Source organism: Mesorhizobium sp. M0848, assembly GCF_040319805.1.
In the GTDB taxonomy this organism is placed as follows: domain Bacteria; phylum Pseudomonadota; class Alphaproteobacteria; order Rhizobiales; family Rhizobiaceae; genus Mesorhizobium.
In genome coordinates this window covers 1-14,007 of the sequence record NZ_JAMYOM010000012.1, presented here as the reverse complement: position 1 = coordinate 14,007, position 14,007 = coordinate 1, and the positions used below count along the sequence as shown (strand labels likewise).

The following is a 14,007-nucleotide window of genomic DNA, read 5'->3' as shown; positions in this document are numbered from 1 at the left end:
CATTCGGTCTGTCTATTTGACGGCCCCGGCCATCAGGCCGCGGATGTAGAAGCGCTGCAGCGCCAGGAACAGGATCAGGCACGGCACCATCATCACGGTGACGCCAGCCTGCACCGCGCCCCAGTCGATGGCGCCGAAGCGGCCCGACTGCAGTGCGGTCATCATCACCGGCAGCGTGAACTTGGATTGGTCGGTCATCAGCACGAGGGCGGCGAGGAATTCGTTCCAGGCGCCGAGGAAGGCAAACAGGGCGATGGTGACGACGCCCGGCCAGACCAGCGGCAGCATCACCTTCAAAAGCATTGTGAGATTGCTGGCACCGTCCATGCGGGCGGCCTCCTCGATTTCGCGCGGCACGGCGTCGAAGGCGTTGCGCATCATGAAGATCGAGAACGGCAGTTGCAGCGTCACATAGACGCCGACCAGGCCGGTCAGGGTGTTGTGCAGGCCAAGCTTGGTCAGCACCAAGAAGATCGGCGTCAGGATCGACTGGAACGGGATCATGATCGTCGACAGGATGAGGATGAAGAACAGGTTCTTGAACGGAAACCGGAAGCGCGAAAAACCGTAGCCGGCCAGCACGCTGACGGCGACCGAGAGCACGACGGTCATCACCGAGACATAGATGCTGTTTTGCGCCGAAGCCCACAGCCCGTCACCGAAGCTGTTGAGCGTGGCATAGTTCTCCAGCGAGAACCCCGACGTCGGCCAGGGCGGCAGCGGCGGCAGGCGTGCTTCGGCCGCCGGCTTGAACGCCGACAGCACCGCCCAAACAATCGGCGCGGCAAACAGCACCGAGGCGATGATGCCGGTCGAATGCTCTGCGACGCGGCTCAGGAGCCGGCGGCTACGAGAGGCGGCCTGCGCCATCAGTCGAGCCCCTCGGGTTTGCGCAGCAGCCACAGCTGGACGAGGCTGAGCGCCACCAGGATAACCAGCAGCACCATGGAAAGTGCCGCGCCATAGCCGAGCTTGAACGACACGAAGGACTGGTTGAAGATCCAGTAGACCGCCGTCAGCGTCTGGTTGCGCGGGCCGCCGCGCAGGATGATGTAGAATTGGTCGAAGGCGAGGATCGAGCCGGCGACTGACAGGATCAGCGCCAGCGCCAGCGTGCGGCGCATCAGCGGCAAGGTGATCGCCCTGAACCTGGCGAAAGGCCCGGCACCGTCGATGACGGCCGCCTCCTGCAGGTCCTGCGGGATCGATTGCAGGCCGGCCATCAGGATAATCACGGTGAAGCCGGCGACCTTCCAGACGACCATGGCGATGATCGACCAGAAGGCTGGCTGGAAGGTGGCCAAGAGGTTGAATTTCCTATCGATCAGGCCAAGGTCGTAGGCGGCCGGGCTGAACAGGCCGGAATCGACGTTCAAGAGCCATGACCAGAGCAGGCTGGCCGAGGCGAAGCCGACAACCGCCGGCATGAAGAACATGGTGCGGTAGAGATTGGTCAGCGGCCGCGGCCTTTCGACGAACAGCGCCAGCGGAAAGGCCACCACGAAGATCGCGATGGTGACGATCACCGTGTAGAAGGCGGTGAAGCGCAGCGCGTTCCAGAACCTGGTGTCGCGCAGGATGGCGACGTAATTGCCGAGGCCGATAAAGCTGTGCTCGCCCATCAGCGGCCAGTTGTGCAGCGACATCCACGCCGTCATGCCGAGCGGGATCAGGAAGAAGACGACGACCAGCGCGACAGCCGGCGCGACATAGAGCAGGCCGATCCACTGCCGGCGGCTGGCGCGTTTGCGGGCGCTGGGCGGCGCTGTGGTTGCTGCTGTGATGATAGCCATGGCTGCTCTTCCGCTAGCGCTGCGTCCCCCTCCCCTCGAGGGGAGGGTCCGGCCGTAGGCCGGGGGTGGGGTCCTCCGCGGAGCGCGCCGACCAAAAAGGAACGTCGAGCACTGCCGAGGCGACCCCACCCGGACCTGCGGTCCGACCTCCCCTCGAGGGGGAGGTGGGGTTGGCGCTACTTCTGCGGCGCCTGGTCGATGATCGACTGCATCGTCTCCTGCGCATTGGCGATGGCGCCATCGACATCGTCGCCGAAGAAGACCTCGTTGATCATCTGCGTCCACGGCCCGTTGGCGGAGTTGATCAGGTCGTTGAACACCACCGAATAGGGCGTCTTGCCCTTGGCCATGGCCTCGGCGGCGATCTGATAGCGTGGATCGAGGTCCTTCAGTGCCTCCTTGGCGATGTCGCCGCGCACCGGCAGGCTGCCGTATTTGGCAAGGATTGTCTGGCCTTCGAGCGAATAGGCGAAGTCGAGGAACTCCTTCACCACGGGCAGTTTGGTGGTGCCCTTGGTGACGACGAAATTGTCGCCGCCGGCAAAGGACGACCAGCCGCTGTCCTTGCCCGGCAGGAAGGTGACGCCGTAGTCGATATCGGGATACTGGGTGTTGAGCGCGCCAATGGCGAAGGCGCCGGACGGCGAGATGCCGATATTGCCGGCGGCAAATGCCGCAAAGAAGTTGGCGCCGGTATCGGTCTGCGCGCCCGCCGGCACCAGATCCTTCTTGACCATCGAGCGGTAGAGATCGATGGCGCCGCGCAGCTGCGGGCTGTCCAGCGTCGCTTTAGAGCCGTCTTCGCTCAGGATGTCGCCGCCAGACGCCCAGATCAGCGGTGTGAAGGTGAAGATGTTGCAGCCGCCGCAATTGCCGGAGAAGTAGAAGCCCTTGATGTTGCCGCCGAGCGCATTGACCTTCTCGGCATCGGCCGCGATCTCGGCCCAGTTGGCCGGACCTTTTTCGGGGTCGAGGCCGGCCTGCTTGAACAGCTTCTTGTTCCAGATCAGCACCGAGGCGTCGGCGGAGAAGGGCAGGCCATAGATGTGATCCTTGTAGGTGCCGGTCTTCACATGCGCCGGCGACAGGCTGGCAAAATAGGGCAGGGACTTTGCCCAGTCGGTGATGTCCTCCAATTGGCCGGCTGCGGCGAAGGACGGCGTGTAGATCAGGTCGAGCGACAGGGCGTCGGGCGCCGTGCCGCCGGCGGCCGCGGCACCGTATTTCGGGATGATCTCGGCATTGGGAATGATGTCGAGCTTGATCTGGTTGGTGTGCGCCTTGTTGTAGGCATCGACGATCCTCGGCATGAAATTCGAGCCGTCGGCGCGCACCCAAATGTTGGCCGTCTCGGCGGCGGCAGTGCCGAGACCGCCACCCAAAACGGCAGCGGCCAGAGTCAGTTTGGCAATCAGGTTCCTCATGTTCTCCTCCTCCAAGGTTGGCCGCGGTCCGCGGCTCGGCGCCGATTGCGCGGCGCTTCGCTTTCAGCCACCCGGCGGATGGCCGCATGACTGCCGCACCACCAGCCGGCACGGCAGTTTTCGAATGCCTGGCGCGGCGGGCTTGCCGCCGACCAGCGAAAGCAGGGTCAACCCGGCCTCGCGCCCGAGCGCGACCAGGTTCATGTCGACAGAGGTCAGCGGCGGGCGCGTCGCCTCGGCCACGATCTCCCAATTGTCGAAACCGATGACGCCGACATCACTGGGGACGTCGAGCCCGCGTTCGCGCAGAGCATCGATGACGCCGCGCGCGATCTGGTCGTTGCCGCAGAAGACCGCGTCCGGCCTTTCGCTTTTGCCGTCGAACAGTTGCGCAACCGCCTGGTGACCCCAGGCTTCCGACCAGGAGCCGAGCAGCGGCTCGCTGACCGGGAGGCCGTTTTCGACGAGCACGTCGCGGTAAGCCTGGACGCGCGCGTGCACCACGGCAAAGCTCGCTGGCCCGGTGACGTGGGCGATGCGCTTGCGGCCAAGCCGGCAGAAATGCTCGACGGCCAGCCGGGCGCCGCCAACATCGTCCGAGACGAAGGCGACGGCGTCGGGATCTGGCTGCGTGAAGGCATAGATCACCGGGACGCGCAGATTGGAGAGGTCGACGGGCAGATGGCGATCGATGCGCTTGCCGGTGGCGATGATGCCGTCCACGCGCTTGTCGAGCATGGCGTCGACATGCATCTGGCCCAGCCGCGGATCCTCCTCGACATTGCACAGGAACACCGAGACGCCATTGTCGACCAGCGCGTCCGAAATGCCCGACATCAACGGCAGCGAGAAGCGGCCATAGGTATCGTTGGTGAGCAGGCCGACGGTGAAGCTGCGGCGCCGGAGCAGGCTTTGCGCCAGGCTGTTGGGCCGGAAACCGAGCCGCCGGGCGGTCTCGCGAATGCGTTCGCGCGTCTCGGCTGTCATCCGGCCCTGGCCGTTGAGTGCCTTGGATGCGGTGGCGACGCTGACTCCGGCCTGGGCGGCCACGTCACGCAAGGTGACTGGCTTGGAAAAGACCGGAACAGGCAGATCGTCCGATGGCATCGCGCCGAGATCCTTGGTTGGGAAAAGGTTTTCTCTTACCGAGCCGGATAAGGCCCGGCAGGTGGCCGAGCCCGACGACGATTGCTTGGGAAAACCTTTTCTCAGATGAAGCTAAGCCAGATCGAATCGCTGTTCAAGGGAAAAAGTTGGTTGGCCTCCGCTCCTCTCCTCCGAAGTGCAACGCGGGGTAAAAGCAGCCTCGGAAGCGCGTAGCTCAGGGGAAGAACGTCAGTCGCAGTGCTGGAGGCCCTCGGTCGAGACGGGGCGGGCTGCCGCTTGGGGCGTGAAGGATCGCAACTCTGCGCCGGAAGCGAGACCCGGCAAGGTTGGCTGGCGAACGCTCTGAAACTCGACCCCGAAAATTCTGAACAATCCCTCGGGATTAACCTTTCCGTAAATATTTGGCCGCTACTTCACAGCCATGGCCTCGTGGCGGAGCGGCTACGCTGGAGACGGCAAATCTCTGAAGCCTCGGTTCGATCCCGAGGCGAGGCCTCCAAAATTTGGCGTCCCAATCTGCCCCGGGCGCAGTCAATTCCCACGAATAGATTGTGTGTTGCGAAGGCAGTACGGACTGGCCGTCAAAGCAGTCCTGTCTTGAATTTGGCATGCAGGCGCTCGCGAAAAGAGTGCTATGGAAGGGGTGCGAGCGTAGTTGCTTCGCTTTTCCCTGACATTCGAGGCCTTTCGTGCGTGAACCGTCGCTGCTGCCCGTCTTTGGAAAACTTGGCCTCAAGGCCCCTGTCGCCTTGGCGGCGGCACCGGTCTCGTCGGCAGGTGTGCCGCACCTGCGGAAGCTTCTGGCCGTGCATGGCGGCATGGTGCTGAAACTGTCGGTCGTCGCCTGGACGGTGCTGATCCTGGGCGCCGTGTTTTTCACGATGCAAGGCTGACCGCCATGGCCAACCGCTACACGCTGCGCATGGAGCTTCCCCAGAGCTGGAGCATCATCGATGTCTTCACCGGCCAGCCTGCGGTTGTCCGGCAAAAGGTGATGGTCGGGATGGGGCCGCGCGAGGCCGAGGACATGGTCGTGCAGATGAATGTCCGCGACGTCAAACGCCGCGAAAGGGCCGAGCGCAAGACCTGATCGCGGTCAGCGCCAACTCGCCGCCATTTCAGCCGAAATCGGCCGCCGTCAGCACATACATGCTCTTGCGGGTGCGGTCATAGGCCTTCGACGCCACCTCGCGGATGGCGCTGCTCTCGGTGTCGAATGTCTGGAGATAACCGGCTTCATCGGCAGCAGTGCCCGGCCGCATCTTGGCCATGGCGTCGGCAGCGACGGAAAACGAGATCTGGAACATGCCGTCATGGCCAACGAAACGAATGCGCTGGCCCGCTTCGTCATAGCTGCGGCTGCGGTTGGGAAAGGTGAGGCTCATGCCTTGGCCTCCGTGGCTTTCTTGGTTACCCGCTTCTTCTTCGGCGTCGGATTGAGGGCCTCGGCGACACGATCGGCCTCTTCCTTGGCCAGCCGAAGCTCCCTCAGCCTTGCCGTCTTGATCTCCCTGGCTCTTGCCTCGGACATATATTCGGCGGTCGCCTTGTTTTTCTCCGCTGTCTTCTTCTGCTTGTCGACAAAGCGGGCTTCAGCTTTTTCCATGATCGTCTGATTGCCTTCGGCCATCGAAGAAATCTCCCTTGTGCCTGAAATCGTGAAAGTGAACTTGTCCGATAAATAGGCACTCGATCGGCAAAATTCAATCTTTTGAATTATTTGACATTCTGCGGATATCACGAAACGGCCAGCTGAAATAATACTTTTGAATATTTAATGTGGTCCGCGAATAATTTTTGGCACTCCTATCTATCGAGTGCCAACGCGTCTATAGAGGAGGGGCGTGGCCGCCTGTGCCGGCCCCAGAAAGAAAGTTCCCATGAAATTTCGGCCACTCCACGACCGCGTCGTCATTCGTCGCGCCGAAGGCGATATCAAATCCAAGGGCGGGATCATCATCCCCGACACTGCCAAGGAAAAGCCGCAAGAGGGCGAAGTCATCGCCGTCGGCCCTGGCGCACGCGACGAAAACGGCGCGCTTGTTCCGCTCGACGTCAAGGCCGGCGACTTCATCCTGTTCGGCAAATGGTCGGGCACCGAGGTCAAGATCGACGGCGAGGACCTTCTGATCATGAAGGAAGCCGACATCATGGGCGTCATCGACAAGAGCGAGACCGGGATCATCGACAAGGGCGAGACGGCTGCAACCGACAAGACCGTGGCCGCCAAGAAAGCTGCCTGACCTCATTTTCTCCGAACGAACTGGATAAAAATCATGTCTGCCAAGGAAATCAAATTCTCCACCGATGCGCGCGACCGCATGCTGCGCGGCGTCGAGATCCTCACCAATGCGGTGAAGGTCACGCTCGGCCCCAAGGGCCGCAACGTCATCATCGACAAGGCCTATGGCGCGCCGCGCATCACCAAGGACGGCGTCACCGTCGCCAAGGAAATCGAGCTTGCCGACAAGTTCGAGAACATGGGCGCCCAGATGGTGCGCGAAGTGGCCTCGAAGACCAACGACCTCGCCGGTGACGGCACCACCACCGCCACGGTGCTGGCCGCCTCGATCCTGCGCGAAGGCGCCAAGCTGGTCGCCGCCGGCATGAACCCCATGGATTTGAAGCGCGGCATCGACCAGGCGGTTTCCGCCGTGGTCAAGGAAATCCAGGCGCGCGCCAAGAAGGTCAAGTCGTCGGCCGAGATCGCACAGGTCGGCACCATCGCCGCCAATGGCGATGCCAGCGTCGGCGAGATGATCGCCAAGGCGATGGACAAGGTCGGCAATGACGGCGTCATCACAGTCGAGGAAGCCAAGACCGCAGAGACCGAACTCGACGTCGTCGAAGGCATGCAGTTCGACCGCGGCTATCTCTCGCCCTATTTCGTCACCAATGCCGACAAGATGCGCGTCGAGCTGGAAGAGCCCTACATCCTCATCCACGAGAAGAAGCTCGGCAATCTGCAGGCGATGCTGCCGATCCTCGAAGCGGTGGTGCAGAGCGGCAGGCCGCTGCTGATCATCTCCGAGGACGTCGAGGGCGAGGCTCTGGCGACGCTGGTCGTCAACAAGCTGCGCGGCGGCCTCAAGGTCGCGGCCGTCAAGGCGCCGGGCTTCGGCGATCGCCGCAAGGCGATGCTGGAAGACATCGCCGTGCTGACATCAGGCCAGATGATCTCCGAGGACCTCGGCATCAAGCTTGAAAACGTCACCATCGAGATGCTCGGCCGCGCCAAGCGTGTGCTGATCGAGAAAGACACCACCACGATCATCGACGGTGCCGGCACCAAGGCGACGATCCAGGCGCGTGTCGCCCAGATCAAGGGCCAGATCGAAGAGACGACCTCCGACTACGACAAGGAGAAGCTGCAGGAGCGACTGGCCAAGCTCGCCGGCGGCGTTGCCGTCATCCGCGTCGGCGGCGTCACCGAGTCGGAAGTCAAGGAAAAGAAGGACCGCATCGACGATGCGCTGAACGCCACCCGCGCGGCGGTTGAAGAAGGCATCGTGCCCGGCGGCGGCGTGGCTCTGCTGCGTGCCCGCTCGGTGCTTGGCGGCCTGACCGGCGCCAATGCCGATGTCACGGCCGGCATCACGATCGTGCTGCGGGCGCTCGAAGCGCCGATCCGCCAGATCGCCGAGAATTCCGGCGTTGAAGGCTCGATCGTCGTCGGCAAGCTCACCGACAGCAAGGACCACAATCAGGGTTTTGACGCCCAGAACGAGGTCTATGTCGACATGATCAAGGCAGGCATCGTCGATCCGGCGAAAGTGGTGCGCACCGCACTGCAGGATGCCGGTTCGATCGCAGCCCTTCTGATCACCGCCGAAGCGATGATCACCGACATCCCGCCGAAAGACGCTGCCCCGGCGGGCGGCGGCGGTATGGGCGGCTACTAAAACCCGGGACTTGTCCGATCTCTTTGAGAGGTGAATGACGGCCCCGATCGGGGCCGTCATGATTCTCAAGATGATCGCAAAGTTTACGCATAGCTGCCTTGCCGTCCGGCTCAGCGCCGGGAGGCACCCCTGATCTTGCGGCTTTCGGAGGGGACGCAATCCACGCTAGACTGTGCGGGCGGCCGTCTGGTCGCGGAGCTCGCCGACTTTGGCAAGCGATCGGACGAACAGCTATCCTCGATACGGAGACACGTTCATGTTTGCGGCCAAGGCCATCGACACCTCAGACAAGGCCGCGTTCTACCGCGACCTCGCCACTCAGCTTAAGGCGCTGCTCGACGGCGAGCGCGATTCGATCGCCAACGCCGCCAACACCGCAGCACTCATCTTCCAGATGGTGCCGGACCTCAACTGGGCCGGGTTCTATTTCCTGCAGTCGGACGAGGAAATGGTGCTCGGGCCGTTCCAGGGCAAGCCGGCCTGTATGCGCATCGCCGTCGGCAAGGGCGTGTGCGGAACGGCGGTCGAACTCGGCACCTCGATGCTGATCAAGGACGTGCATGATTTTCCCGGCCACATCGCCTGCGATGCCGACTCGCGCTCGGAACTGGTGGTGCTGCTCGAGGACGATGAAGGCGTCTTCGGCGTGCTCGATCTCGACAGCCCGCTGCCCGGCCGCTTCGACAAGGCCGACCAGGCCGGCATCGAGACGCTGGCGGCGATCTATGCCGCGGCGAGTTCGTTCGAGGACTAGGCCCGGTTTAGACTAGGCGAATTTCACCAGCAGCAGGCTGAAGCAGCCGATGAACAGGAAGGCCGAGAAGGCGAGCGCCAAGGGGCGCAGGCCGCGTGAGCGCAACTGCGAGATGTCGGCCTGCAGGCCCATGGCGGCCAGCCCCATGGTCAGCATGATGGTGGTGGCGAGCGCCATTGCCGATTTCACCTCGGCCGGCACGGTGACGAGGCTGTTCAGCGCCACGATGGCGACGAAGGCGGCGACGAACCACGGCATGGGCGGCCGCGCCGCCACCTCACTGCTGCTCCTGCGGCGCGCCATCAGGCCGAGCGCGACGACCATCGGCGCCAGCATGGCGACGCGGGTCAGCTTGGCGACGGTGGCGATCTCGCCGGACTGGGTGCCGTTCTGGAAGCCGGCGCCGATGACTTGCGCCACTTCATGGATCGAGGCGCCTGCCCACAGGCCGAAAGCGTGCTGGTCGAGGCCGAGCATGGGCGCCATGAGCGGGAAGCCGAGCATGGCGACGGTGCCGAACAAGGTGATCGAGGCGACGGCGTAGGTGACGTCCTCGTCGCGCGCATCGGTGACGATGTTGGTGGCGACGATAGCCGAGGCGCCGCAGATCGAGGTGCCGGCGGCGATCAGCTGCGCCAGCTTGGCGTCGACGCCGATCAGCCGACCGAGCGTGATGGTGAAAACGAAGGTGGCACCAAGCGTGGCCGCGACAATGCCGACGCCGCCGGCGCCGATCGAGACGACTTGGCCCAGCGTCAGCTGGAAGCCGAGCAGCACGATGGCGAAGCGCAACAGGCGCTTTTGCGAGAATGCGATACCGGCTTTGGCGTGCACCGGTGTGCCGAGCACGTTGGAGTGGATCATGCCGGCAACGACGGCCAGGATCATCGGGCTGAACAAGGCGACGCCGGAGACATTGCGGGCCGAGAAGGCAACAGCCGTGATCATCGTGACAAGGACGACGCCGGGGACGATGCCATTCCAGTTGAGGGATTTCCGCCTTGGTGTCAGATCAGCAGGAAAAGCGCTTTTCGGAATATCGTTCGCGAAGTGGGAAACGGAAGACAATGCAATGCTCCAGGCGAGTACGCGGGGAGAATGTCATTCCTCAAATAATCTTTCCAACGAATTATTTTCGTCATAATGATCGGTTTTTACGAACGATCGGTCGGGCATTGGCTGTGCGTCATCTTCTGGCCGACCTGGATTAAAGCTGCGCTTCGATCGCCGCCTTGTCGATCACCGACCAGACGTTCCTGATTGTGTCGTCGAGGAATTCATAGAAGACGTTCTCACTGAAGGAGATCTTCCGGCCGTTGATGGGCAGGCCGAAGAAGGTTCCCTTCGGCGTGCAGTTGAACTGGAGCCGGCTGGCTATGAACGGCGGTTCGGCGATTTGCAGTTGGATGTCGAAATAGAGGTCTGGGATCTCCCGAAAATCGCGCTCCAGCATTTCGCGGTACCCCGCCAGCCTGACGCGGTCGCCATTGTAGTGGACCTCGTCATGGACGAAGCGATGCAGATTTTGCCAATCCTGATTGTTGAGGCAGGCGATGTAGCCTCGATAGAGGTCGGTAACGGTCACGGCGATGGCTCCGGTGCTTGGTCTGGGTCGAGCAAAAAGATAGAACGACTGCGGGTGCAGTCCAGATGCGACATCGCCTGCCGGCGCGCCGCCTAGAACATGCCGCGGTCGTTGCTCCGCTGGTCGTCGTCCACCAGATGCGGCTGATAGATTCCCGTCCGCGCCGTCCGCCGCCAAGGCCGGGCCGGGTCCGCCGGATTTGTGTGGATATCGGCGACGGGGATGGAGGGTGTTCCATTGGCCGGGCATTGCGCCGCCACCGGCCGCCGGGGGCAACGATTCCCGAAGGCGCGGTCAGGCTGTGTTGCGCGGGGAGGGAGAAACTGGCCCAGTAATTGTTGCTTGCCGCGCGTCCCTGCATCTCGACGGCGAAAGCCGGCCGTCGGCGGCGGTGATTGTCGGATGCGTCCTCCAGAAAATCGATGCTGTCCGCGAACAGCGATGCCGATCCGATCCAGACGGCTACGGCAAACTCGATCCCGAAATAGGCCAGGTTCAGGATGGCAACCATCCGCACCCTTGTTCAGCGTTCCGGTCATATTTTGTCCATCGATCAATTGCCGTTTATCGCAAGGCCCGCAGCGATTCCATGACATGAGACATTACCGATCGAGCAGCCGCCTTGACAGCGCCACGCATCATGTTCCAGCTTGGCGCCATGTTCGTCCTCGCGCCCACCAACACCAAGCGACGCCGCACCTGCACAGTGCGGAGCGGCAGACTGATTGCGCGACGACAAAGACCGGCAGGATAGATCCGGTTCGTTCGTTTCCAGCCCCGCCCGCGACACCGCCGGCGGGGTTTTTCATATCTGGAGCACTTTGATGACCACCAATTCTTCTATCCGGCTTCGGCCCGCCGAGCCCGCTGACGCCACCGCGATCCGGGATATCGTTCGTGCCGCCTATGTCAAATGGGTGCCGGTGATCGGCCGCGAGCCGCTGCCTATGCGCGCCGACTACGACAAGGCTGTTGCCGAGCATCCGTTCGATCTCGCCGTCGAGGATGGCGGCATTGTCGGGATGATCGAAACCATCCTGGCCGCAGATCACCTCTGGATCGAGAATGTCTGCGTGGCACCGGATGCGCAGGGGAGAGGGATTGGCCGGCTGTTGCTGGAGCTGGCCGAGCGCAAGGCAATCGAAGCAGGACGTGCCGAGCTTCGCCTGCTGACCAATGGCGCCTTCGAGGCGAATGTGTCGCTCTACAAGAGGCAGGGCTATGTCATCGATCGGGAAGAGCCGTTCATGGGCGGCATGACGGTCTATATGAGCAAGAGGCTCGCGGGATTACCGGCAATCTGACGAAGGAGTTCGATAATGGCTGCCAGGGTCAGGCTTAAGCAACTCCTAGGGCTTTACGCGGTTTCCCGGCTGGAGGCGGGCGAGATCATTCCCGGTTGGGCGGACGGGCCAGGCTTCGTCAGCATCACAAGGACTGACGACGAGCTTTCGATCGTTTGCTTGCAGGACCGCGTGCCGCATGCCGTCAAGCAGGATATCGACTGGGTGGCCTTCAAACTCGAGGGCCCGTTTGCCTTCGATGAAACCGGTATCGTGCTGTCGGTTATCAGGCCGTTGTCGGAAAACGGGTTGGGCATCTTCCTGGTGTCCACTTTCGATGGTGACCATCTGTTGGTGAAAGCGACGGATCAGGCCGCCGCGAGGCGGTTTCTGGTCGAGGCCGGGCATATCTTGCTGTAGTCCATCCTCACCACTACTCGCTGGCCCAACCGCTCTGGCTCAATCACTGCCGCACTGGCTCAACGACTTCGGGGGTTGCGTTTGACAGCGGCGTTTGTGCATCGTTATCTCCAGCCAGATATGACGGCCCGGCGCGGCCATGCGGCCAAGGAGAAAACCATGTCACACAATCTGCAATTCTATATCGATGGCGCGTGGGTCGATCCTGTTGTGCCCAACACATTGGACGTCATAGATCCCTCGAATGAGGACGCCTTTGCGCAGATTTCGCTAGGCTCCAAGGCCGATGTCGACAAGGCGGTGGCTGCCGCCAAGCGCGCCTTCAACAGCTTTGGTTTTACAGAGGTTGGTGAGCGGCTCGACCTGCTGAACCGCATCATCGCGGTCTACAAGAAGCGCAGTGGCGATCTTGCCGTCGCTGTGTCACGCGAGATGGGCGCGCCGCGCCAGATGGCGTTGGACAGCCAGGTCGGCATTGGGCTGGCGCATCTGACCAAAATGGCCGAGACGCTGAAGACTTTCGAATTCCGCCACGTGAAGGGCAACCATCTGGTGGTCAAGGAGCCGATCGGCGTCGTCGGGCTGATCACGCCGTGGAACTGGCCGCTCAACCAGATCACCTGCAAGGTCGGTCCGGCGCTTGCTGCTGGCTGCACGATGGTGCTGAAGCCCTCCGAGATCGCGCCGCTCGACGCCATCATCTTCGCCGAAATCCTGGACGAGGCCGGCGTGCCGAAGGGCGTCTTCAACCTCGTCAATGGCGACGGTCCCGGCGTCGGCCAGGCGCTGTCCAGCCATCCCGACATCGACATGGTGTCGTTCACCGGCTCGACCCGTGCCGGCATCCTGGTGGCCAAGGCCGCCGCCGACACGGTCAAGCGCGTGCATCAGGAGCTTGGCGGCAAGTCGGCCAACATCCTGTTCGGGGATGTCGACCTCGCAAGCGCCGTCAGCAAGGGCGTCGCCGGCTGCTTCAGCAACAGCGGCCAGTCCTGCAACGCGCCGACGCGCATGTTCGTGCCGCGCGACCGCCATGAAGAGGCGGCCGGCTATGCCAAGGCCGCGGCGGAAAAGTTCACCGTCGGCCCCGCTGACGCCGCCGGCACCAAGCTTGGCCCGGTCGTCAGCCAGGTCCAGTTCGACAAGATCCAGGACCTGATCCAGGCCGGCATCGATGAAGGTGCGACGCTGGTGGCGGGCGGCCCAGGCCGGCCGGCCGAGCTTAACCGCGGCTACTATGTCAGGCCGACGGTGTTCGCCGACGTCACCCACGACATGCGCATCGCGCGCGAGGAGATCTTTGGGCCGGTGCTGGCGATCATGCCCTACGACAGCGTCGACGAGGTGGTCGAGACCGCCAACGACACCGTCTATGGCCTTGCCTCCTACATCCAGGCCAAGGACATGAAGAAGGCGCGCGAAGTCGCGGCGCGCATGCGCACCGGCAATGTCTACATCAATTATCCGCAGTGGGACGCCGGCCTGCCGTTCGGCGGCTACAAGCAGTCGGGCAATGGCCGCGAATATGCCGAATACGGGCTCGAGGATTTCCTCGAGATCAAGGGCATCGCAGGGTATGAGGCGGCAGAGTAGACGGGGTACTGGCGGCGACTTTCAGGACTTGGGTTCCTCCCCCCCCCCTAACGGGGGGGGGGGGGCCCCCCCCCCCGCCCCGGCCCCCCCCCCGATGCCCACAACAAGGGGGTGGGGATATATTTGGAAATTGGCAAAAAAAAAGT

The 14,007-nt window shown here is 62.8% G+C and carries 16 protein-coding genes, 1 tRNA gene and 1 pseudogene; 9 read left to right on the top strand and 9 right to left on the bottom strand.

From position 1 onward, the window contains the following. Window positions 1-12 precede the first annotated feature (12 nt). From NKH95_RS15385 to NKH95_RS15370, 4 genes are all read right to left on the bottom strand, one after another. Complete coding sequence (locus NKH95_RS15385) at window positions 13-870, bottom strand: carbohydrate ABC transporter permease (protein WP_352891944.1); 858 nt, start codon at window positions 868-870, stop codon at window positions 13-15. Next, complete coding sequence (locus NKH95_RS15380; RefSeq protein WP_352891943.1) at window positions 870-1,793, bottom strand: carbohydrate ABC transporter permease; 924 nt, start codon at window positions 1,791-1,793, stop codon at window positions 870-872. Before NKH95_RS15380 ends, NKH95_RS15385 begins: the two co-directional genes overlap by 1 nt. A 176-nt stretch (window positions 1,794-1,969) precedes the next feature. After that, window positions 1,970-3,217 (bottom strand): ABC transporter substrate-binding protein, encoded by a 1,248-nt coding sequence (locus NKH95_RS15375; RefSeq protein WP_352891941.1) that lies wholly within the window; start codon window positions 3,215-3,217, stop codon window positions 1,970-1,972. A gap of 63 nt (window positions 3,218-3,280) precedes the next feature. Then, entirely contained in the window at window positions 3,281-4,324 is a 1,044-nt protein-coding gene (locus tag NKH95_RS15370) for a LacI family DNA-binding transcriptional regulator (protein WP_127414486.1), read from the bottom strand. Window positions 4,325-4,747: 423 nt separating this feature from the next. Between NKH95_RS15370 and NKH95_RS15365 the strand changes: the two genes are divergently transcribed. From NKH95_RS15365 to NKH95_RS15355, 3 genes are all read left to right on the top strand, one after another. After that, a tRNA-Cys gene (locus NKH95_RS15365) sits at window positions 4,748-4,823 on the top strand. Between the two features lie 190 nt (window positions 4,824-5,013). Continuing rightward, entirely contained in the window at window positions 5,014-5,217 is a 204-nt protein-coding gene (locus NKH95_RS15360; protein WP_023809343.1) for a hypothetical protein, read from the top strand. 5 nt (window positions 5,218-5,222) lie between these two features. Beyond that, window positions 5,223-5,414, top strand: coding sequence for a hypothetical protein (locus NKH95_RS15355; protein WP_024503908.1), 192 nt, complete (start codon window positions 5,223-5,225; stop codon window positions 5,412-5,414). Window positions 5,415-5,442: 28 nt separating this feature from the next. Here the strand turns inward: NKH95_RS15355 and NKH95_RS15350 are convergent, their stop codons facing one another. Both NKH95_RS15350 and NKH95_RS15345 read right to left on the bottom strand, forming a co-directional pair. Next, window positions 5,443-5,709: a DUF1488 family protein gene (locus NKH95_RS15350; RefSeq protein ID WP_023809341.1), complete on the bottom strand. Its 267-nt coding sequence runs from the start codon at window positions 5,707-5,709 to the stop codon at window positions 5,443-5,445. Then, window positions 5,706-5,954, bottom strand: a complete 249-nt coding sequence (locus NKH95_RS15345) for a hypothetical protein (RefSeq protein ID WP_352891937.1) — start codon at window positions 5,952-5,954, stop codon at window positions 5,706-5,708. The genes NKH95_RS15350 and NKH95_RS15345 overlap by 4 nt, the downstream gene beginning before the upstream one ends. Window positions 5,955-6,204: 250 nt before the next feature. Here NKH95_RS15345 and NKH95_RS15340 point away from each other — a divergent pair, with 250 nt between their 5' ends. The 3 genes from NKH95_RS15340 to msrC all read left to right on the top strand — a co-directional run bounded on the left by NKH95_RS15340 (window position 6,205) and on the right by msrC (window position 8,980). After that, entirely contained in the window at window positions 6,205-6,567 is a 363-nt protein-coding gene (locus NKH95_RS15340) for a co-chaperone GroES (RefSeq protein WP_023809340.1), read from the top strand. A 33-nt stretch (window positions 6,568-6,600) separates the two neighbouring features. Next, window positions 6,601-8,226, top strand: coding sequence for a chaperonin GroEL (gene groL / locus NKH95_RS15335; protein WP_023809339.1), 1,626 nt, complete (start codon window positions 6,601-6,603; stop codon window positions 8,224-8,226). 256 nt (window positions 8,227-8,482) lie between these two features. Then, a complete protein-coding gene (msrC, locus tag NKH95_RS15330; protein ID WP_023809337.1) occupies window positions 8,483-8,980 on the top strand; it encodes a free L-methionine (R)-S-oxide reductase MsrC in 498 nt (165 codons plus the stop codon). Between the two features lie 12 nt (window positions 8,981-8,992). On the opposite strand, the gene NKH95_RS15325 is transcribed toward msrC, so the two are convergent. From NKH95_RS15325 to NKH95_RS15315, 3 genes and pseudogenes are all read right to left on the bottom strand, one after another. Then, on the bottom strand, window positions 8,993-10,048 hold the full coding sequence (locus tag NKH95_RS15325) for a YeiH family protein (RefSeq protein WP_023809336.1): 1,056 nt from the start codon (window positions 10,046-10,048) through the stop codon (window positions 8,993-8,995). Between the two features lie 139 nt (window positions 10,049-10,187). Next, the gene (locus NKH95_RS15320; protein ID WP_023809335.1) at window positions 10,188-10,565 is read right to left on the bottom strand and encodes an ester cyclase; all 378 of its coding nucleotides are present in this window, start codon (window positions 10,563-10,565) and stop codon (window positions 10,188-10,190) included. 394 nt (window positions 10,566-10,959) lie between these two features. Then, a pseudogene (locus NKH95_RS15315) lies at window positions 10,960-11,076 on the bottom strand (cation transporter); the annotation flags it as partial. Window positions 11,077-11,389: 313 nt separating this feature from the next. Between NKH95_RS15315 and NKH95_RS15310 the strand changes: the two are divergent. From NKH95_RS15310 to NKH95_RS15300, 3 genes are all read left to right on the top strand, one after another. Beyond that, window positions 11,390-11,869, top strand: a complete 480-nt coding sequence (locus NKH95_RS15310; protein WP_023809333.1) for a GNAT family N-acetyltransferase — start codon at window positions 11,390-11,392, stop codon at window positions 11,867-11,869. A gap of 15 nt (window positions 11,870-11,884) precedes the next feature. After that, complete coding sequence (locus NKH95_RS15305) at window positions 11,885-12,268, top strand: ACT domain-containing protein (protein ID WP_023809332.1); 384 nt, start codon at window positions 11,885-11,887, stop codon at window positions 12,266-12,268. 159 nt (window positions 12,269-12,427) lie between these two features. After that, window positions 12,428-13,861 (top strand): aldehyde dehydrogenase family protein, encoded by a 1,434-nt coding sequence (locus tag NKH95_RS15300; RefSeq protein ID WP_023809331.1) that lies wholly within the window; start codon window positions 12,428-12,430, stop codon window positions 13,859-13,861. Window positions 13,862-14,007: the final 146 nt, after the last annotated feature.